The 17,914-nt window shown below is 70.5% G+C and carries 21 protein-coding genes; 2 read left to right on the top strand and 19 right to left on the bottom strand.

Going from position 1 to position 17,914, the window contains the following annotated elements; translation table 11 throughout:
- Nucleotides 1-42 precede the first annotated feature (42 nt).
- Nucleotides 43-351 (bottom strand): STAS domain-containing protein, encoded by a 309-nt coding sequence (locus tag J3P44_RS17940; RefSeq protein ID WP_255891828.1) that lies wholly within the window; start codon nucleotides 349-351, stop codon nucleotides 43-45.
- Between the two features lie 128 nt (nucleotides 352-479).
- On the opposite strand from J3P44_RS17940, the gene J3P44_RS17935 reads away from it, so the two are divergent.
- On the top strand, nucleotides 480-1,052 hold the full coding sequence (locus tag J3P44_RS17935) for a cob(I)yrinic acid a,c-diamide adenosyltransferase (RefSeq protein ID WP_255891827.1): 573 nt from the start codon (nucleotides 480-482) through the stop codon (nucleotides 1,050-1,052).
- Nucleotides 1,053-1,059: 7 nt separating this feature from the next.
- Here the strand turns inward: J3P44_RS17935 and J3P44_RS17930 are convergent, their stop codons facing one another.
- A complete protein-coding gene (locus J3P44_RS17930) occupies nucleotides 1,060-2,229 on the bottom strand; it encodes an MFS transporter (protein ID WP_255891826.1) in 1,170 nt (389 codons plus the stop codon).
- Between the two features lie 59 nt (nucleotides 2,230-2,288).
- Here J3P44_RS17930 and J3P44_RS17925 point away from each other — a divergent pair, with 59 nt between their 5' ends.
- A complete protein-coding gene (locus J3P44_RS17925) occupies nucleotides 2,289-3,260 on the top strand; it encodes a LacI family DNA-binding transcriptional regulator (RefSeq protein ID WP_255891825.1) in 972 nt (323 codons plus the stop codon).
- Here the strand turns inward: J3P44_RS17925 and J3P44_RS17920 are convergent.
- The 17 genes from J3P44_RS17920 to rho form a co-directional block, all read right to left on the bottom strand.
- Entirely contained in the window at nucleotides 3,257-3,700 is a 444-nt protein-coding gene (locus tag J3P44_RS17920; protein ID WP_255891824.1) for a DUF2550 domain-containing protein, read from the bottom strand. The genes J3P44_RS17925 and J3P44_RS17920 overlap by 4 nt on opposite strands.
- A 114-nt stretch (nucleotides 3,701-3,814) precedes the next feature.
- A complete protein-coding gene (locus J3P44_RS17915) occupies nucleotides 3,815-4,222 on the bottom strand; it encodes a F0F1 ATP synthase subunit epsilon (RefSeq protein WP_255891823.1) in 408 nt (135 codons plus the stop codon).
- Complete coding sequence (gene atpD / locus J3P44_RS17910; RefSeq protein ID WP_255891822.1) at nucleotides 4,222-5,679, bottom strand: F0F1 ATP synthase subunit beta; 1,458 nt, start codon at nucleotides 5,677-5,679, stop codon at nucleotides 4,222-4,224. Before atpD ends, J3P44_RS17915 begins: the two co-directional genes overlap by 1 nt.
- Nucleotides 5,680-5,681: 2 nt before the next feature.
- Nucleotides 5,682-6,584, bottom strand: a complete 903-nt coding sequence (locus J3P44_RS17905; protein WP_255891821.1) for a F0F1 ATP synthase subunit gamma — start codon at nucleotides 6,582-6,584, stop codon at nucleotides 5,682-5,684.
- A gap of 2 nt (nucleotides 6,585-6,586) precedes the next feature.
- The gene (gene atpA / locus J3P44_RS17900; RefSeq protein WP_255891820.1) at nucleotides 6,587-8,230 is read right to left on the bottom strand and encodes a F0F1 ATP synthase subunit alpha; all 1,644 of its coding nucleotides are present in this window, start codon (nucleotides 8,228-8,230) and stop codon (nucleotides 6,587-6,589) included.
- Nucleotides 8,231-8,302: 72 nt separating this feature from the next.
- Nucleotides 8,303-9,097, bottom strand: a complete 795-nt coding sequence (locus tag J3P44_RS17895) for a F0F1 ATP synthase subunit delta (protein WP_255891819.1) — start codon at nucleotides 9,095-9,097, stop codon at nucleotides 8,303-8,305.
- On the bottom strand, nucleotides 9,097-9,687 hold the full coding sequence (locus tag J3P44_RS17890) for a F0F1 ATP synthase subunit B (protein WP_255891818.1): 591 nt from the start codon (nucleotides 9,685-9,687) through the stop codon (nucleotides 9,097-9,099). The genes J3P44_RS17895 and J3P44_RS17890 overlap by 1 nt, the downstream gene beginning before the upstream one ends.
- A gap of 30 nt (nucleotides 9,688-9,717) precedes the next feature.
- Entirely contained in the window at nucleotides 9,718-9,906 is a 189-nt protein-coding gene (gene atpE / locus J3P44_RS17885; RefSeq protein ID WP_207208869.1) for an ATP synthase F0 subunit C, read from the bottom strand.
- A 102-nt stretch (nucleotides 9,907-10,008) separates the two neighbouring features.
- Nucleotides 10,009-10,806, bottom strand: coding sequence for a F0F1 ATP synthase subunit A (gene atpB / locus J3P44_RS17880; protein ID WP_255891817.1), 798 nt, complete (start codon nucleotides 10,804-10,806; stop codon nucleotides 10,009-10,011).
- 12 nt (nucleotides 10,807-10,818) lie between these two features.
- Nucleotides 10,819-11,043: a hypothetical protein gene (locus J3P44_RS17875; RefSeq protein WP_255891816.1), complete on the bottom strand. Its 225-nt coding sequence runs from the start codon at nucleotides 11,041-11,043 to the stop codon at nucleotides 10,819-10,821.
- Nucleotides 11,044-11,072: 29 nt separating this feature from the next.
- Nucleotides 11,073-11,552 (bottom strand): hypothetical protein, encoded by a 480-nt coding sequence (locus J3P44_RS17870; RefSeq protein ID WP_255891815.1) that lies wholly within the window; start codon nucleotides 11,550-11,552, stop codon nucleotides 11,073-11,075.
- Nucleotides 11,553-11,625: 73 nt separating this feature from the next.
- Nucleotides 11,626-12,840: an MraY family glycosyltransferase gene (locus tag J3P44_RS17865; protein WP_255891814.1), complete on the bottom strand. Its 1,215-nt coding sequence runs from the start codon at nucleotides 12,838-12,840 to the stop codon at nucleotides 11,626-11,628.
- Nucleotides 12,841-12,842: 2 nt separating this feature from the next.
- Nucleotides 12,843-13,508, bottom strand: coding sequence for an L-threonylcarbamoyladenylate synthase (locus tag J3P44_RS17860; RefSeq protein ID WP_255891813.1), 666 nt, complete (start codon nucleotides 13,506-13,508; stop codon nucleotides 12,843-12,845).
- Nucleotides 13,505-14,356 (bottom strand): peptide chain release factor N(5)-glutamine methyltransferase, encoded by an 852-nt coding sequence (gene prmC / locus J3P44_RS17855; RefSeq protein ID WP_255891812.1) that lies wholly within the window; start codon nucleotides 14,354-14,356, stop codon nucleotides 13,505-13,507. Before prmC ends, J3P44_RS17860 begins: the two co-directional genes overlap by 4 nt.
- Nucleotides 14,357-15,430 (bottom strand): peptide chain release factor 1, encoded by a 1,074-nt coding sequence (prfA, locus tag J3P44_RS17850; RefSeq protein WP_255891811.1) that lies wholly within the window; start codon nucleotides 15,428-15,430, stop codon nucleotides 14,357-14,359.
- Between the two features lie 87 nt (nucleotides 15,431-15,517).
- A complete protein-coding gene (gene rpmE / locus J3P44_RS17845; RefSeq protein ID WP_255891810.1) occupies nucleotides 15,518-15,763 on the bottom strand; it encodes a 50S ribosomal protein L31 in 246 nt (81 codons plus the stop codon).
- A gap of 140 nt (nucleotides 15,764-15,903) precedes the next feature.
- A complete protein-coding gene (gene rho, locus J3P44_RS17840; RefSeq protein ID WP_255891809.1) occupies nucleotides 15,904-17,799 on the bottom strand; it encodes a transcription termination factor Rho in 1,896 nt (631 codons plus the stop codon).
- Nucleotides 17,800-17,914: the final 115 nt, after the last annotated feature.

The following is a 17,914-nucleotide window of genomic DNA, read 5'->3' as shown; positions in this document are numbered from 1 at the left end:
ACCGGTCGCCGGTGTGACAACAACCTCAGCGACAGGGGCTGGTCAAGCGCTTGCGGCGGCGCGCTCGACGTCGAGCGCATGGGCCAGCCTGGCGAGGTGCGCCATACGTCGTACGGCCGGGCCGGGGTTGCGCACCGTCAGGTGGTGGCCGGTGAGCCACGCGTGCCGCGTGGCGACGGCCAGCAGACGCAGGGCCGTGAGGTCGATGGTCGTCACGTCGGTCATGTCGAGGACGACGTCGCGGTCGAGTCCGTCGAGGCGCTCGTAGATCGCAGCGCGAACCTCACGGGTGCTGCGCACGTCGAACGCACCGTGCAGGACCAAGGTCGGTCCGTCGATGACGATGTCCATCCGGTGCTCCTCCCGACGTCCCCGACGCCGTCTGCGTGACCTCTGTCACTCTACGACGTTTTTTTACCTTTTGTGGTTGCGTCCACGCCTCACCTTTTACGGCGATTCCTGACCAGTAGGTTTGCCGCATGGTCAACCTCACGCGCATCTACACCCGCACCGGCGACACCGGCCACACCCGACTCGGCGACATGAGCAAGACGTCGAAGACCGACCTGCGGCTCGAGGCCTACGCCTGCGTGGACGAGGGCAATGCCCACATCGGCGTGGCGCTGGCCCACGGCGGGCTCGAGGACGATGTCGTCACGGTGCTCACCCGAGTGCAGAACGACCTGTTCGACGTCGGCGCCGACTTCTCCACGCCCGTCGTGCCGGACCCGAAGTACCCGCCGCTGCGGGTGGAGCAGGACTACGTCGACCGTCTCGAGGCTTGGTGCGACCACTACAACGAGGACCTGCCGGCGCTGCGCTCCTTCATCCTCAACGGCGGCACCGTCGCCGGAGCGCACCTGCACGTCGCTCGCACCGTCGTACGCCGTGCGGAGCGCGCCGCGTGGGCCGCGTGGGGCGAGCACGAGGACACCATGAACATCCTCGCGATCACCTACCTCAACCGGCTCTCGGACCTGCTGTTCATCCTCGCCCGGCACGCCAACCGCGAGGACGGCGACGTGCTGTGGGTCCCGGGCGGCGAGCGCTGACCTCGGCTCAGGCGCTCCTCGCCGCGGTCGCGACCCTCTGCTCCCGCGCCGCGGGGACGACGAGGGCGGCCGGCATGAGCAGCACGGCGACCACCAGCAGGGCCTTGAGGGTGCCGACCTCGTCCCCGACGAAACCGAGGAGCGGGGGTCCGGCGAGGAACGCGGCGTAGCCGATGGTCGAGACCACGCTGACGCGCGACGCCGCCCGGACCGGGTCGTCCGCCGCGGCGCTCATGCCCACCGGGAAGCCGAGCGAGGCGCCGACGCCCCACAGGACGATGCCGATGACCACGAGGGCGGGCTGCTCGGCGAAGACGATCAGCAGCACACCCGCGCCGGCGACGGCCATGGTGCCCCACAGGACCGCGACCCGGCCGAAGCGATCGATCAGGCTGGTGCCGGCGATCCGGCCGGCCGTCATGGCGAGGACGAAGACGGCGAAGCCGGCCACGCCCACGGCGTGCGAGACGCCGTGGCCGTCGACGAGGGCCACGGCGAGCCAGTCGTTGGCCGTCCCCTCGGTCATGGCAAGGGCGAGCACCATCACGCCGATGAGCAGCGTGCGGGGCTCCAGCCACGCGCGGGCGGCCGAGGTCCGGTGCTCCTCGTGCACCTCGGCGACGGGCAGGAACGCCGGGGACGTACGCCACACGACCGCGATCGCCAGCAGGACGACGGCGACGAGGTGGGCCACGGCAGGCACGGAGAGCTCGATGACGAGCGCCCCGACCAGAGCGCCGACCACGGTGCCGCCGCTGAAGCCGGCGTGGAAGCGCGGCATGATCGTGCGCCGGAGGCCGCGCTCGACCTCCGCGCCCTCGACGTTCATCGCCACGTCCCACACACCGATGCCGACGCCGTAGAGGAAGAGCCCGCCGACGGTCAGGGGCAGCACGTGCCCGAGGCCCACTGCGGCGGCGAGCATCCCGACGGTCGCGGCGGCGGCGCCGATGCGCACCACACGCACTGTGCCCCAGGAGTTGATCGCCGCGCCGGTCGTGGGCAGGGCCAGGACCGAGCCCACGGCGATCGCGAGGAGGACCAGGCCGAGCTGGCCGTTGGTCAGCTCGAAGCTCGAGCGGACCTCCGGGATGCGCGAGACCCAGCTGGCGAAGACCAGGCCGTTGAGGAAGAACGTCAGTCCGACGGCGTTGCGGGCGGCGGTCAGCTGGGGCACGGCTCTCCTTGGACGTCGAAACGTTTCGATCGAAACGATTCGATGTTAACCTCTCTCCTGTGTCCGGGCAAACGCGCACCCTCACGCTGGCCGACGTCGCCGCGGCGGCCGGGGTGTCGCTGTCGACGGCGTCGCTGGCGTTCTCGGGCAACAAGCCGGTCTCCGAGGTGACGCGCGAGCGGGTGCTGGCCGCTGCCGCGACGCTGGGCTACTCCGGCCCCAACCTGCTGGCGCGCAACCTGCGCCAGGGCCGCAGCGGCGTCGTGGGCATCGCGGTCGGCAAGCTCAGCACCGCGTTCCAGGACCCGGCGGCGCTGCCGATGATGGACGCCGTCTCGCAGGTGCTCGGCTCGGCCGGCATGGGCCTGCTGCTGATGGGCGACGACGACGGGCACGCCCGGCTCCCGCTCGACGCGGTGATCTACGCCGTCTGCGGTCGCGACACCTGGGCGGCGTACGACGACCTGGTCGTGCGCGACGTCCCCGTGGTCGTCGTGGACGGGCCCTCCTGGGCGGGGGCGTCCCTCGTGGACGTCGACCACCGCGCGGGGTGCGTCGACCTGGGTGCCCACCTGCACGGGCTGGGGCACCGGCGCGTCGCCACCGTGACCCTCGAGGCCTCGCACCCGCAGCGCGAGCGCGACGCGGGCCTGCGGGAGGTCTTCCCCGACGCCGTCACCATCGGCGCCTGTCCCAGCGACCTCGCTGCGGCGCAGTCCCTCGCCGGGACCTACCTGGCCGAGCGGCCGGACGTCACCGCGATCGTGTGCCAGAGCGACGTGCAGGCCGCCGGCGTCGTCCTCGAGGCGCGGCGGCGCGGCCTGGCCGTGCCCGGCGACCTGAGCGTGGCAGGCTTCGACGGCGTGCCCACGCCGTGGCTCGACCTGGTGCTGACGACCGTCGTCCAGCCGCTGGCGGAGAAGGGCCGGGCGACGGCCGATGCCGTGCTGAAGCGCATCGAGGGCGAGGACGTCGCCGACGTCGTGCTGCCGGTGGAGCTGCGGGTGGGCGACTCCACCGGACCCGCCTAGCGGCGGTTCCAGTCGGTGCCGGGCGGGCCGGACTCCAGCCAGGACTGGAAGCCGGTGAGCGAGGCCTCGCTCATGGCGATCTCGAGCGGCTCCCCGCCGTAGTGGCACGACGCCACCACGTGGCCGTCGTAGAGCGACATCTCTTCAGCACCGGCCGGAGCGCGCCGGCCGGAGTACTCCAGCAGGTCGCGCGCCCAGACGCGTTTGGGGCGCGGGGACAGCGAGAAGATCCGGAACCACTCCAGCGACTGACCGGAGTAGCGGCCGATGCCGAGCAGCCAGCCCCGTCCGGGGGTGTCGGTGCGCACGCGGTAGCTGAGCTCGAACGTGCCGCCGTGGCGGGCGAGGAACCGGCGCCGGAAGATCAGGGAGATGCCGTAGAGCAGGGCAAGGAAGAGCCCGAGCCCGACAACGTCGAGCAGCCAAGCCCAGACCGGCATCCACACCCTCCTGACGACGCCCCGCGCGTCCCGTCCGACAAGCCTGAAGAAACAGGTGAGCGCACGAACCCGGAAGTTCGTGCGCTCACCCTAGCGGTCGTGCGTGACGGTCTGTCAGGAAGCCCGCTCCGCAGCACGGATGCGAGCCTCGGCGCGACGTACGGCCTCGTGGGCCTCGTCGTTGTTCTCGCCGGACTCCTTGGCCCGCTCGAGGTCCTGACGTGCCTTCTCGAGGTCGATCTCGTGGGACATCTCGGCCCGTTCGGAGAGGATCGAGACCCGGTTGTCGGCCACCGACAGGAAGCCGGCGTCGACGGCCGCGACCCAGGTCTCGCCCTCCACCGTCTGTACGTCGACGACGCCCTCGATGATCGAGGACAGCAGCGGCGCGTGGTTGGGCAGGATGCCGACGTCACCCTCGGTGGTGCGAGCGATGACCATGGTGGCCTGACCCGACCAGACCAGCCGGTCGGCCGCGACGAGCTCCACCTGGAGGACGGCGCCCGAGGACGAGTCCGCCATCAGAGGCTCTTCTGGATCTCGGCCCACTTCTGCTCGACGTCGTCCAGACCGCCGCACATGAAGAAAGCCTGCTCGGCCACGTGGTCGTACTCCCCGTCGGCGATCTTGTTGAACGCCTCGATGGTGTCGGCCACCGGGACGGTCGAACCCTCGATGCCGGTGAACTGCTTGGCGACGTAGGTGTTCTGCGACAGGAAGCGCTGGATGCGACGGGCCCGGGAGACGATGATCTTGTCCTCCTCGGAGAGCTCGTCGACACCGAGGATCGCGATGATGTCCTGGAGCTCCTTGTTGCGCTGCAGGATCTGCTTGACCCGGACCGCGCAGCGGTAGTGGTCCTCACCGATGTACTGCGGGTCGAGGATGCGCGAGGTCGAGGTCAGCGGGTCCACGGCCGGGTAGATGCCGAGCGAGGCGATCTCGCGCGACAGCTCGGTCGTGGCGTCCAGGTGCGCGAACGTCGTGGCCGGCGCGGGGTCGGTGTAGTCGTCGGCGGGGACGTAGATCGCCTGCAGCGACGTGATCGAGTGACCACGCGTCGAGGTGATGCGCTCCTGCAGCTGACCCATCTCGTCGGCCAGGTTGGGTTGGTAGCCCACCGCGGACGGCATGCGACCGAGCAGCGTGGAGACCTCGGAGCCGGCCTGGGTGAAGCGGAAGATGTTGTCGATGAAGAGCAGCACGTCCTGCTTCTGCACGTCGCGGAAGTACTCCGCCATCGTCAGCGCCGACAGGGCCACGCGCAGACGCGTGCCCGGCGGCTCGTCCATCTGGCCGAAGACGAGGGCGGTCTGGCCGATGACGCCGGCCTCCTCCATCTCGACGATGAGGTCGTTGCCCTCGCGGGTGCGCTCACCGACACCGGCGAACACCGACACACCACCGTGGTCCTTGGCGACTCGCGCGATCATCTCCTGGATGAGCACGGTCTTGCCCACGCCGGCACCGCCGAAGAGGCCGATCTTGCCGCCCTGGACGTAGGGGGTCAGCAGGTCGATGACCTTGATGCCGGTCTCGAACATCTGGGTCTTGGACTCGAGCTGGTCGAAGGCCGGAGCCTTGCGGTGGATGCCCCACCGCTCCTTGACGTCGAGGGTCTCGCCCTCCTCCAGGTTGAGGCAGTCACCGGTGGTGTTGAACACCTTGCCGAGGGTCACGTCGCCCACGGGGACGGTGATCGACTCACCCGTGTCGGTGACCTGGCCGCCGCGCACGAGGCCGTCGGTCGGCTTCATGGAGATCGCGCGGACCATGCCGTCGCCGATGTGCTGGGCGACCTCGAGGATGATCGACTTGGTCTCGCCGCTGAGCTCGAACTCGCAGGTCAGGGCGTTGTAGATGGCGGGCATCGAGTCGGTCGGGAACTCGATGTCCACGACCGGGCCGATGACCCGGGCGATGCGGCCGACCGCGCCGCCCTCGCTCGTGGTGGTCGTCTCTTCAACAGTGGCAGTCATGTTCACTCACTCCCGGCTTGTGCGTCGGCAAGGGCGTTGACGCCACCGACGATCTCGCTGATTTCCTGGGTAATGCCAGCCTGGCGTGCCTGGTTGGCGATGCGCTTGTACTTCTTGATGAGCTCGTCGGCGTTGTCCGTCGCGGACTTCATCGCCTTCTGACGTGCGGCCAGCTCGGAGGCGGCCGCCTGCAGCAGGGCGAAGAAGATCCGGCTCTGGACGTAGCGCGGCAGCAGGGAGTCGAGCACCTCGGACGGTGAGGGCTCGAACTCGTAGAGGGGCAGCAGGTCGCCCTGCTCGGGCGGCTCGGTGCCCTCGACGACCTCGAGCGGCAGCAGGCGTACCGCGGTGGGCTCCTGGCTGAGCATCGAGCGGAACCGCGTGTAGACCACGTGGACCTCGTCGACACCCTCCTCGTCGAGGAACGTCGCGATGAGGGTCGCGCCGATCTCGGCAGCCACGTCGTAGGTCGGCTGGTCCGAGAACCCGGTCCACGACTGCACCACGGGGCGCTGGCGGAACTTGAAGTAGGCCTCGCCCTTGCGACCGCTGCAGTAGAGGTCGACCTCCTTGCCCTCGCCCTTGAGCTTCTCGACGAGGCGCTCGGCCTCCTTGATCACGCTCGAGGAGTAGGCGCCGGCCAGACCACGGTCCGAGGTGACGACGAGGATCGCCGCCTTCTTGGGGTCCTCCGGCTCGACGGTCAGGGCGTGGTCCACGTTGGAGAACGTCGCCACGGCCGAGACCGCGCGGGTCAGCTCACGGGCGTAGGGCGCTGCCGCCTGCGCTCGCTGCTGCGCCTTGATGATGCGGGACGCAGCGATGAGCTCCATGGCACGCGTGATCTTCTTCATCGACTCCGTCGACTTGATCCGCGCGCGGTACTCGCGTACCGAGAGAGCCATGGTCAGCTCCGCTTCTGCTTGACGATCTGCTCCTGCTCGACGTCCTCGTCCTCCAGGGCGACGTGCTCTTCCTTGCCGGCCTTGATGCTCTGGCCGTCGGAGGTCTCGAACTGGTCGAGGAAGGAGTCGTAGGCCTTCGCGAGCTCGTTCTCGGTCGAGTCCTCGAACTTCAACGACTCGCGGATGCCGGCGAGGATGCCGTCGTGGCTGCGCCGCAGGTAGTCGAGGAACTCGTTCTCGAAGCGCAGCACGTCGTCGGTGGGCACCTTGTCGAGACGGCCCGACGTGCCGGTCCACAGGGAGACGGTCATCTCCTCGAGGGGGTACGGCGAGTACTGCGGCTGCTTGAGCAGCGCCATCAGGCGCTGGCCGCGGTCGAGCTGCTGGCGCGAGGCCGCGTCGAGGTCGGAGGCGAACATGGCGAACGCCTCCATGGCGCGGAACTGCGCCAGGTCGACCTTCAGCGAGCCGGTGACGGACTTCATCGCCTTCGTCATGGCCGAGCCGCCCACGCGCGACACCGAGACACCCACGTCGATGGCCGGGCGCTGGTTGGCCGCGAACAGGTCGGACTGCAGGAAGATCTGGCCGTCGGTGATCGAGATGACGTTGGTCGGGATGAACGCCGAGACGTCGTTTGCCTTGGTCTCAATGATGGGCAGACCCGTCATCGAGCCCTTGCCCATGTCGTCGGACAGCTTCGCGCAACGCTCGAGGAGCCGGCTGTGGAGGTAGAAGACGTCACCGGGGTAGGCCTCGCGACCCGGCGGGCGGCGCAGCAGCAGCGACACGGCGCGGTAGGCCTCGGCCTGCTTGGTGAGGTCGTCGAAGACGATCAGGACGTGCTTGCCGTCGTACATCCAGTGCTGGCCGATGGCCGAGCCGGTGTAGGGGGCCAGGTACTTGAAGCCCGCCGAGTCCGACGCCGGGGAGGCGACGATGGTGGTGTACTCGAGCGCGCCGGCCTCCTCGAGGGCGCCACGCACGGCGGCGATGGTCGAGCCCTTCTGGCCGATCGCGACGTAGATGCAGCGCACCTGCTTGTCCGGGTCGCCGGACTCCCAGTTGGCCTTCTGGTTGATGATCGTGTCGATGGCGATCGTGGTCTTGCCGGTCGACCGGTCACCGATGATCAGCTGGCGCTGACCACGGCCGATGGGCGTCAGGGCGTCGATGGCCTTGATGCCGGTGGCCAGCGGCTCGTGCACCGACTTGCGCACCATCACGCCGGGAGCCTGGAGCTCCAGCGCGCGCCGGCCCTCGAGCGGGGTGATCTCGCCGAGGCCGTCGATCGCGGTGCCGAGCGGGTCGATCACGCGGCCGAGGTAGCCGTCACCGACGGGGACCGAGAGGATCTCGCCCGTGCGACGCACGACCTGGCCCTCCTCGATCTTGTCGAAGTCACCCAGGACCACGACGCCGACCTCGCGGGTGTCGAGGTTGAGCGCGATGCCGAGCGTGCCGTCCTCGAACTCGAGCAGCTCGTTGGCCATGACCGACGGCAGGCCGCTCACGCGGGCGATGCCGTCGGCGGCCTCTGCGACCGTGCCGACCTCTTCCTTGGCCGCCGAGTCGGGCTTGTAGTCCGACACGAAGCGCTGAAGCGCGTCCCGGATCTCGTCCGGACGGATGGACAGCTCCGTCATTTCATTCACCTGTTCTCTGACTGTGCTCGAAGTTTGATGGGCTCGAAAGGTTCTTGGATGTCGGTCAGGTGGTCAGCCGGCGAGCCTGCGCGCCGCCTCGTCGAGGCGGCTGGAGACCGTCCCGTCGATCACGTCGTCGCCGATCTCGACACGGATGCCGCCGATGACCTCGGGGTCGACGACGACGTTGAGGTGCACCTGGTGGCCGTAGGAGCGCTCGAGCGCACCGGCCAGGCGCTGGCGGTCGGCGTCGGCGAGGGGGCGGGCGACGCGAACGGTCGCGACCCCCTGGCCCCGGACGTCGGCGGCGATCTTCTGGTAGGCGGCGAGTGCCACCGTCACCGTGCGGTGGCTCCCGGACAGCGACTGCTGGACGAGGGTCACCGTGGCCGGGAGCACCTTGTCGCCCAGCAGGCCGTTGATCAGCGCTGCCTTGTCCTCGCGGCTGCGCGCCGGGTCGGAGAGGGCGTCACGCAGGTCGGGGTTGGCCTGCACGAGCTGTCCGACGGCGAAGAGCTCGTCCTCGAGACGACCCGCCTCGCTGCCGGTGGAGCGGACCGCTGCCACGACGCCGAGCTGCTCCAGGGTGTCGGCCAGGTCGCGCCCGGCGCTCCACCGCTGCGAGACAGCTGTGGTGACGACGTCCAGCGCCTCGGACGAGACCTTGTCGGCCAGCACCGACCGGAGCAGCTCGGCCTTGGCCTTGCCGTCGATCGAGGCGTCGGTGGCGACCCGGCGCAGGCCCGGCTCGGAACGGACCAGGTCCGCGACCCCGAACAGGTCCTGAGCCACCCGCCCCGTGTCGCCGGTGCGCGGAAGCACCTCGGCGGCAGCGGCGTAGGCGTCGGCAGACGCACCTCGCATCATCAGTTGACGCTCCCCGAGGTGGCGCCGTCCTGGGCCTCGAGGTCGGCGAGGAAGCGCTCGACGACGCGGCTCTGGCGAGCCTCGTCGTCCAGGCTCTCCCCGACGATCCGACCGGCCAGGCCGGTCGCGAGCGCGCCCACCTCGGCACGGAGCGAGGTGACCGCCTGCTGGCGCTCGGCCTCGATCTGGGACTTGCCGTGCTCGACGATGCGCGAGGACTCGGCCTGGGCCTGCTCCCGCATCTCCGCCACGATCTGGGCGCCCTGCTCACGCGCTTCCTCACGGATGCGCGCCGCCTCGTGCCGGGCCTCGGACAGCCGCTGCTCCAGCTCGGCGAGCTTGGCGTCGGCCTCGGCCTGCTTGGTCTCGGCGGCGGCGATGCCGCCCTCGATCGCCTGCGTGCGCTCGGCGAAGGTCTGCTCGAAGCGAGGAGCCACGAACTTCCAGATGAGGAAGAGCAGCAGGCCGAAGACGACGAGCGACAGGACGAACTCGACGGGCACGAAACCGAGCGGGTTCTCCGGGGCGTGGCCGCCCTCGGTGCCCTCGGTGTGCTCGGTCGTGTCCGAGAGGAGGATCAGATTCTGCATGAGGCAGTCCTAGTCAGTGGAGGGCCAGCGTCAGTTGAGGACGAAGGCGAGGGCGATACCGATGATCGCCAGCGCCTCGGCGAGCGCGAAGCCGAGGATGGCGATCGACTGCAGGCGGCCCTGGGCCTCCGGCTGACGAGCCACACCGGAGATGTAGGCCGCGAAGATCAGGCCGATGCCGATTCCGGGGCCGATGGCCGCCAGACCGTAGCCGATCATGTTGAGCGAGCCGTTGAGAGTGCCGTCCACGGCAATTTCCTTTCGGTTGGTGCTACTTCAGGTGGGGTGGTGCAGATCGTGGGTGCTGTGCTTGCTCCGGGCTCAGTGCTCGTCGGCGAGCGCGCCGGAGATGTACATCGCGTTGAGCAGGGTGAAGACGTAGGCCTGCAGGAACTGCACCAGGAGCTCGAGGAACGAGATCGCGATGGCGAGGACCCAGGCGAGGGGGCCGGCGACGTAGCCGACGCCGCCGTACTCGATGAGGAAGAGGCCGCCGGTCGAGAAGAGGATCAGCAGCAGGTGGCCGGCGAACATGTTGGCGAACAGACGCAGGGCCAGCGTGGCCGGGCGGACCAGGATGTTGGAGAAGAACTCCAGCGGCACCAGGAGCGGGTACATCGCGGGGCTCACACCGGACGGGACGCTCTGCAGCTTGAGGTAGCCGATGAACCCGTGCTTGTGGATGCCGACCGCGTTGTAGATGACCCAGCTCAGGGCAGCCAGGGCGTAGGCCATCGAGGCCCGCGAGAAGGTCGGGAACTGGATCGCGGGGATGGACGCGAAGGCGTTGTTGACCAGCAGGAAGAAGAAGATCGTCACGAGGTAGGGGACGAACTTGAGGAAGTCGCGGCTGCCGATGATGTCGCGGCCGATCGAGTTGCGGACCATGCCGTAGGCGGCCTCTCCGGCGAACTGCAGACGACCCGGCACAAGGGTGGCGCGGCGGGCGGCGGCGTAGAAGAACACGAAGACCACGAGGGCGCCGAGCAGCAGCTGGACCATCGGCTTGGTGACCGCGAGCCCACCGAGGTGGAACAGCGGCACAGCGTCGAAGTCGAAGCTGTTGGGGCCCGGCGCGACGAATTCATCGCCGGACGCAGCCATCGTGATGCCGAACATCGAGTCAGTCTCCTACTGGCTTGCCTTGTTGAACCGTGCGTATGTCATGTAGATCCCGAAGCCGGCACCGATGAGGATGCCGATCGCCACGAGGAACGTCGTTCCCAGCCAACGATCGAGGGCCCACCCAGCCAGACCGTAGAAAGCCACACCCGAGACGACGTAGCCGAAGGCGTGCCAGGGGTCGCCCTTGGGGGTGTCGTCGGGTCCGGCCGTCGGGGGAAGCTGTCGAGCCATCGCGCCCCGCACACTAGCAGCGGGAACAGTCATCGCTCACCCCCGGGGTGAGGGACCGGCTGGTCGCTGGCGGAGGCGCCTTCGGGGGCGTCGTAGAGCGGGATCCGCTGGCGCGTCGCGGCCACGACCTGCCCCACCAGCCAGAGCAGGGTGACGGCGATGACGCCCGCCGCGAACCAGCCCCGGGACAGGGTCTCGGCCCCGACGCCGGCGCGCTGGATCGCTGCCACGACGAGCGCCAGGACGAGGAGCTGGAGGGCGTACGTCAGCAGCGCCACGAGCAGCGAGGCTGCTGGCAGCAGCCGGGCGACCGCACCCACGCTGGCGACGCCCAGGGCGAACACCACGAGCGTCAGGACTCCCCCGGACGCCGCCCCGACCACGGCCGGACGACCGTCCGTCAGTGCCGCTGCGACCACGAGGACGAGCACCGCGACCGCGCCGGCAGCCACCGCACCGAGGAGCGGGGACACCCTGCTCCGGGTGCCTTGCTTCGACTCGGTCGTCATGGCGGCGGCCTGTCTCTCAAGGGTCTGGATGACTGCTCGTGAAAACTATCACAAAGTCCTCGGCCCCCTCCAATCAGGTCCCAGGCAGGGGTTCCTCCGCCTCCGGACGGGGGTCGACGGGCTCCTCGGGCCGGCCTTCGACGGCGGCGTACTCGGGCAGCCCGGTGTCGCCCAGGCCGGTCTTCGGTGGGCGGTGCAGCTTGGGCAGCACGAAGGTGAGCGCGATCGACAGGGCCAGCATCGAGCCGAGGCTCCACCACACCCAGGGCTTGTCGCGCAGGCTGACGATCACGGCGCCGGCGGCGATGGTGAAGGCCCACATCCACATGATGAGGACCGCGCGCCGCTGGGAGTGGCCGATCTCGAGGAGCCGGTGGTGCAGGTGCTGCTTGTCGGCGCTCATCGGTGAGCGGCCGGCCCGCGTGCGTCGTACGACGGCGAGGACGAGGTCGGCGATGGGCACCATCAGCAGCGAGATGGGCAGCAGCACCGGCAGCACGGTGACGAAGAGGCTGTTGCCTCCCGAGGACGGCATGCCGGAGAACTGTCCGGTCAGCGTCAGCGCGCTCGCCGAGAGCACCAGCCCGATCAGCATCGATCCGGAGTCGCCCATGAAGAGTCGGGCGGGGTGGAAGTTGTGCGGCAGGAAGCCGGCGCAGGCACCCGCCAGCGCGGCGCTCAGCAGGGCGCCGGTGGTGGCCAGGGTGAGGTTGTTCTCGGCGGTGAGGGCGTAGCAGTAGAGGAAGAAGGCGGCGGCGCCGATGCCGACGACGCCGGCTGCCAGGCCGTCCAGCCCGTCGACGAAGTTGACCGCATTCATGGTGCCGATGACCACGAGCAGCGTCAGCAGCGCGCCCTGGGCGTCGTCGAGCGCGAACTGGGTGCCGTCGGCGCCCGGGAAGTACCAGAAACGCACGCCCATCGCGACCAGCAGCCCGGCGGCGAGCACCTGTCCACCGAGCTTCGTCAGCGCGTCGAGCTCGAAGATGTCGTCGATGACCCCGACGGCGCAGACGAGGGCCCCGGCCCCCAGCACCACCCCGGCGTCGGTGAAGACGAAGTCCTCGCTGGCGGTGGAGAGGAACGGGAGCTGTCGCGCGACGAGGTAGGCCGCGCACAGTCCACCGAGCATCGCCAGCCCGCCGAGGTAGGGGATCGGCTCGGCGTGGACGTCGCGGTCACGCACCGCGGCCACGGCTCCGGTGCGGAGCGCGATCTCGCGGGCGATGACGGTGAGCAGGTAGGTCACCGACAGGGCGACCAGGAAGACGAGGAGGTACTCCCGCACCGTCAGCCCTCGTCCGAGAGGACCACGCCGTGCTCCTCGAGGACCGCGTTGAGCTCGTCGAGCGAGAGGGCGCCCAGGCGCAGGACCCGGCCCTCCGGGACGGTGACGTCGACGATCGTGGAGGCCTCGCCACCCGAGGAGGCTCCCCCGTCGACGATGACAGCCACGACGTCGCCCAGCATCTCCTCGGCCGCGTCCGCGTCCGTGGCGGCGGGGCGGCCGGTGAGATTGGCCGAGGACACGGCGAGCGGGCCGGTGCGCTCGAGGACGGCCAGCGCCACCTCGTCGTCGGGCATCCGGACCGCGACGGTCCCCCGGGTCTCCCCCAGGTCCCACATCAGTGACGCCTGCTGGCGGCAGACGAGGGTCAACGGGCCGGGCCAGAACTTCTCGACGAGCGTGCGCGCCCACGGGGGTACGCCGTCGGCGAGCGCGTCGAGCGTGGTGGCCGCCGAGACGAGCACCGGTGGCGGCATCTCCCGGCCGCGGCCCTTGGCGTCGAGCAGGCTCCGGACGGCCTCGTGGGAGAACGCGTCGGCGGCGATGCCGTAGACGGTGTCGGTGGGGATCACCACCAGGTCTCCACGTCGTACGGCGCCGGCAGCGGCGGTCACCGCGGCCTCACGCTCCTCCTCCGTCGAGGTCGTCAGCCTGTCCACGTCGCTCATCGTGCCAGTCGCGCGGTCAGGTAGCGCGGTCGACCCGCGAGGTCGAGATGGTCGGTCACGTCGAGCCACCGCCCCGCGGCGGTGAAGACACCGGGGGCCGACTCCCCCTGCACGTCGGCGTGCTCGGCGCCGACCACTCCCCCGGGCCGCAGCAGCAGGGCAGCTCGCCGCTCGAGGACGCGCATCGCGTCGAGCCCGTCCTGGCCCGAGAAGAGGGCCAGGTGCGGGTCGTGGTCGCGGGCCTCGGCCGCCACGGACTCCCACGCCTCGAGCGGGATGTAGGGCGGGTTGCACACCACGACGTCGACGGTGCCGAGCAGGTCGTCGAAGGACGTGGCGAGGTCGCCGTGGCGCAGGTCGACGCCGGTGCCGGCCAGGTTGCGCTCGGCCCAGGCGAGGGCTCCCTCGTCGAGCTCGACGGCGTGCACGTCGGCGTCCGGGACCTCGTCGGCGACGGCCTTGGCGATCGCCCCCGAACCCGTGCAGAGGTCGACGACCCGGCAGGTCCGGCCGGCGTGCTCGACCGCGCGAGCCGCATCGATCGCCCAGCCGGCGAGCAGCTCCGTCTCCGGGCGAGGCACGAAGACGCCCGGGCCGACCGCGAGCTCGACGTGGCGGAAGGCGGCGGTGCCGGTCAGGTGCTGGAGCGGCTCGCGAGCGGCGCGGCGCGCCAGCAGCGCGACGTACTGCTCCTGCTGCTGGCGATCGAGGTCGTCGACGAGCGGCAGCCGTCCGAGGGGGACGTCGAGGACGTGGGCGAGCAGGAGGTCGGCGTCGCGCTCGGGGGAGGCCACGCCTCCCTCCCGAAGCACTGCGGCACCCTCGCGCCGCGCCGCGCGGGCGCGCACTCAGGACTCCAGCGCCGCGAGGCGGGCCGCCATGTCGGTCTCGACGCACGAGTCGAGCACCGGCTGGAGGTCGCCGTCGAGCACCTGGTCGAGGTTGTAGGACTTGTAGCCGGTGCGGTGGTCGGAGATCCGGTTCTCGGCGTAGTTGTAGGTGCGGATCCGCTCGGAGCGGTCGACCGTGCGCACCTGCGAGCGCCGCGCGTCGCTCGCCTCGGCGTCCGCGGCATCCTGGGCGGCCTGGAGCAGCCGCGAGCGAAGGATCCGCATGGCGGACTCCTTGTTCTGGAGCTGGCTCTTCTCGTTCTGGCAGCTGGCCACGATGCCGCTGGGCAGGTGGGTGATCCGCACCGCGGAGTCGGTGGTGTTGACGCTCTGGCCGCCGGGACCGCTGGAGCGGTAGACGTCGATGCGCAGGTCGTTGTCGTCGATCGTCACGTCGACCGGCTCGGCCTCGGGCGAGACGAGCACTCCGGCCGCCGACGTGTGCACGCGTCCCTGCGACTCGGTGACGGGCACGCGCTGGACCCGGTGCACGCCGCCCTCGAACTTGAGCAGGGCGTACGGCGCCTGGCCGGGCTCCACGGTGCCGCGAGCCTTCACGGCCGCGGTGACCGACTTGTAGCCCCCGAGGTCGGACTCGTTGGCGTCGAGGATCTCCACGCTCCACCCGCGGGTCTCGGCGTAGCGGGTGTACATCCGGAGCAGGTCGCCCGCGAAGAGCGCGGACTCCTCCCCGCCCTCCCCGGACTTGATCTCCAGCAGGGCGTCCTTGCCGTCGGCCGGGTCGCGCGGCACCAGGAGCCGGCGCAGCCGCTCCCCGGCCACCTCACGGCGCGCGGCCAGCTCCTCGGCCTCGGCGGCGAAGCCCGGGTCGCTGGCGCCGAGCTCACGGGCCGCCTCGATGTCGTCGCCGAGCTGGAGCCAGTCCTGCCAGGTCGTCACCACGGCGGTCAGCTCGGCGTAGCGCTGGTTGAGCTGCTTGGCCAGGCGCTGGTCGGCATGGGTCTCGGGCAGCGTCAGGCGTCGCTCGAGATCGGCGTGCTCCTCACGCATTCCCTCGACGGCCTCGAACACGGCGCTCCTCCTCGGCTCGGCAGCAGGTGGGCAGACGACAAGGCGCCGGTCACCCGCGCGAAGCGGGCGACCGGCGCCTGGCGTGAGCTACTTGCTCTCGGCGGTCTCGGCAACCTTGTCGGCCGGAGCCTTCTTGGCGTAGCGGGCCTCGAAGCGGGCGACGCGGCCGCCGGTGTCGAGGATCTTCTGCTTGCCGGTGTAGAACGGGTGGCACTGCGAGCACACGTCGGCGTGGAGCCGGCCGGACGTCGCGGTGCTGCGAGTGGTGAACGACGCGCCGCACGTGCAGGTGACGGCGGTCTCGACGTACTCGGGGTGCGTGTCCTTCTTCATGGTTTCCTCTCGAATTGTTCCGGGTCGCCCGCGTGGATCGCTCAGGACGTGAACCGGAACCGACACACAAGTGTGCCACCGGTGTGAACAACGGCGCCAATCCGGGGATTCCCCGCCGGCGGCCCGCCAGCTGCGCGGGATCAGCGCGAGCCGACGAGCTTGGTCACCGCCTGGGGGGAGTCCGCGGCCGCGAGCTGCTTGCGCAGGTCACCGACGACCGCTCCCTCAGCGGGTGCGAGCAGCTTCTCCTCGTGGCGCGTGCCCGACGCGGCGATGTCGACGGCCGGCACGATCCCCTTCGCGGCACGGTCCGCGCTGAGCACCAGCTCCAGGTTGGCGGTGCCGGAGAGCTCCTCGAGGAAGAACTCGTCGGTGGCGGACCCGGTGCCCACGGTGACCGTCGCGAGGATGGTCAGCGAGCCCGCGTCCTCGATCTTGCGTGCCGCACCGAAGAACTCCTTGGTCGGGTGCACCGCGGACGCGTCGACCACGCCGCCGAGGATCCGGCCGTTGGCGGGCGCGGCGAGGTTGTAGGCCCGGCCCAGGCGGGTCAGGGAGTCGAGGAGCACGACCACGTCGTGGCCGAGCTCGACGAGGCGCTTGGCGCGCTCGATGGCCAGCTCAGCGACCAGGGTGTGGTCGGCCGGCTGACGGTCGAACGTCGAGGCCACGACCTCGCCCTTGACCGCGCGCTGGAAGTCGGTGACCTCCTCGGGACGGGTGTCGACGAGCACCACCATCACGTGGCACTCGGGGTTGTTGGTGGTCACCGACTGGGCGATCGACTGCAGCAGGGAGGTCGCACCGGTCCGCGGCGGGGTGAGGACCAGCCCGCGCTGGCCCTTCCCGACCGGTGCGGCGATGTCGATGACCCGACCGCTCAGGTTGGCGTCGTCGGTGGCCAGGCGCAGGCGCTGGTGGGGGTGGACCGGCACCGCGTCCGCGAACTCCGGGCGCTCCTTGGCGCCCTCTGCCTCGGTGCCGTTCACGCTGTCGATGCGGACCATCGGGTTGAACTTCTCCCGACGCTCCCCCTCCCGCGGCTGGCGTACCTGCCCCACGACCGCGTCACCGCGACGCAGGTGGTACTTGCGCACCATCGACAGCGAGAGGTAGACGTCCTCGGGACCGGGCAGGTAGCCCGAGGTCCGCACGAACGCGCAGTTGTCGAGCACGTCGAGGATGCCGGCAGCCGGCACCAGGACGTCGTCCTCGAGGATCGTGGTGTCGGGCTCGTTGCGGGCACCGGTGCGCGGGACCGTCCGGTCGCGGTCGCGGCCGCGGCGGCGGCGGTTGCGGCGGCTGCCACCCTCGTCGTCCTCGTCGTCGGCCGGGCCCTGGCCCTGGCCCTGGCCCTGGCCGGCCTGGGCCTGCTGGTTCTGGTTCTGCTGGGTCTGGTTCTGGTTCTGCTTGGCCTGCTTCTGGCTCTGCTTCTGGTCCTGCTTGGCCTGGTCCTGCTTGGCCTGGTCCTGCCGGGCCTGCTGGTCCTGCCTGGCCTGGTCCTGCCGGGCCTGCTGGTCCTGCCTGGCCTGGTCCTGCCGGGCCTGCTGGTCCTGCCTGGCCTTGTCCTGCCTCTGGGCGGGCCGGTCGGCCTGCTTCTGCTCGGGCTGCTCCTGCTCGGGCTGGGCCGACTCGCCGGCCTGCTCGGCCTGGCGCTGCTTGCGGGTGCGGGTCCGCACCGTCGTCTGGGCCGTCACCGGGGCCGTCGACGCGGCCGCAGGCTCGGGGTCGGCGCTCGGCAGCTCGGGCTGCTCGGGCTGCTGTCTCCGGGGTGCATCGGCGCTCGGCGCCACGGACGTGTCGGGCCGGGCGGCGGAGCCCGACTGGGACGCCTTGATCGCGTCGACCAGCTGGGCCTTCTTCATCGATCCGGCACCGGAGATGCCCAGGCCGGCGGCCATCGACTTGAGGTCGGCCAGCAGCATCGAGCTGAGGCCGCCCGACTTCGACGCTGGCTTCGAAGCCGCCTTCTTGGCAGGCTTCTTCGCCGCCGCGTCCGCGTCAGCAGAGGGGGCAGCAGTGGGGGTCTCGGTCACGTGGGTCCTTCGCACGTTGCGTCGCCTGCGGTGACCGGCGAGCGGCCTGCGAGGCGGATGGTGGTCGCCCGTGCACGCAGTCGTCGTGGAGGTCGTGGGACCGCCAGGGAGACCG

This window comes from Nocardioides astragali (assembly GCF_024436375.1).
GTDB lineage: Bacteria > Actinomycetota > Actinomycetes > Propionibacteriales > Nocardioidaceae > Nocardioides > Nocardioides astragali.
This window is presented reverse-complemented; position numbering and strand designations above follow the sequence as displayed.

Excerpts from the sequence above, each read along its gene's own strand:
- J3P44_RS17915 (WP_255891823.1), bottom strand. The coding sequence starts at position 4,222 with ATGGCGGACTCGTCCTCGGGCGCCGTCCTCCAGGTGGAGCTCGTCGCG.
- atpB (WP_255891817.1), bottom strand. The coding sequence starts at position 10,806 with ATGTTCGGCATCACGATGGCTGCGTCCGGCGATGAATTCGTCGCGCCG.
- atpA (WP_255891820.1), bottom strand. The coding sequence starts at position 8,230 with ATGACGGAGCTGTCCATCCGTCCGGACGAGATCCGGGACGCGCTTCAG.
- atpE (WP_207208869.1), bottom strand. The coding sequence starts at position 9,906 with ATGATCGGCTACGGTCTGGCGGCCATCGGCCCCGGAATCGGCATCGGC.
- J3P44_RS17860 (WP_255891813.1), bottom strand. The coding sequence starts at position 13,508 with ATGAGCGACGTGGACAGGCTGACGACCTCGACGGAGGAGGAGCGTGAG.
- J3P44_RS17870 (WP_255891815.1), bottom strand. The coding sequence starts at position 11,552 with ATGACGACCGAGTCGAAGCAAGGCACCCGGAGCAGGGTGTCCCCGCTC.
- J3P44_RS17940 (WP_255891828.1), bottom strand. The coding sequence starts at position 351 with ATGGACATCGTCATCGACGGACCGACCTTGGTCCTGCACGGTGCGTTC.
- rpmE (WP_255891810.1), bottom strand. The coding sequence starts at position 15,763 with ATGAAGAAGGACACGCACCCCGAGTACGTCGAGACCGCCGTCACCTGC.
- J3P44_RS17905 (WP_255891821.1), bottom strand. The coding sequence starts at position 6,584 with ATGGCTCTCTCGGTACGCGAGTACCGCGCGCGGATCAAGTCGACGGAG.
- J3P44_RS17935 (WP_255891827.1), top strand. The coding sequence starts at position 480 with ATGGTCAACCTCACGCGCATCTACACCCGCACCGGCGACACCGGCCAC.
- J3P44_RS17890 (WP_255891818.1), bottom strand. The coding sequence starts at position 9,687 with ATGCAGAATCTGATCCTCCTCTCGGACACGACCGAGCACACCGAGGGC.
- J3P44_RS17920 (WP_255891824.1), bottom strand. The coding sequence starts at position 3,700 with ATGCCGGTCTGGGCTTGGCTGCTCGACGTTGTCGGGCTCGGGCTCTTC.
- J3P44_RS17895 (WP_255891819.1), bottom strand. The coding sequence starts at position 9,097 with ATGATGCGAGGTGCGTCTGCCGACGCCTACGCCGCTGCCGCCGAGGTG.
- J3P44_RS17875 (WP_255891816.1), bottom strand. The coding sequence starts at position 11,043 with ATGGCTCGACAGCTTCCCCCGACGGCCGGACCCGACGACACCCCCAAG.
- atpD (WP_255891822.1), bottom strand. The coding sequence starts at position 5,679 with ATGACTGCCACTGTTGAAGAGACGACCACCACGAGCGAGGGCGGCGCG.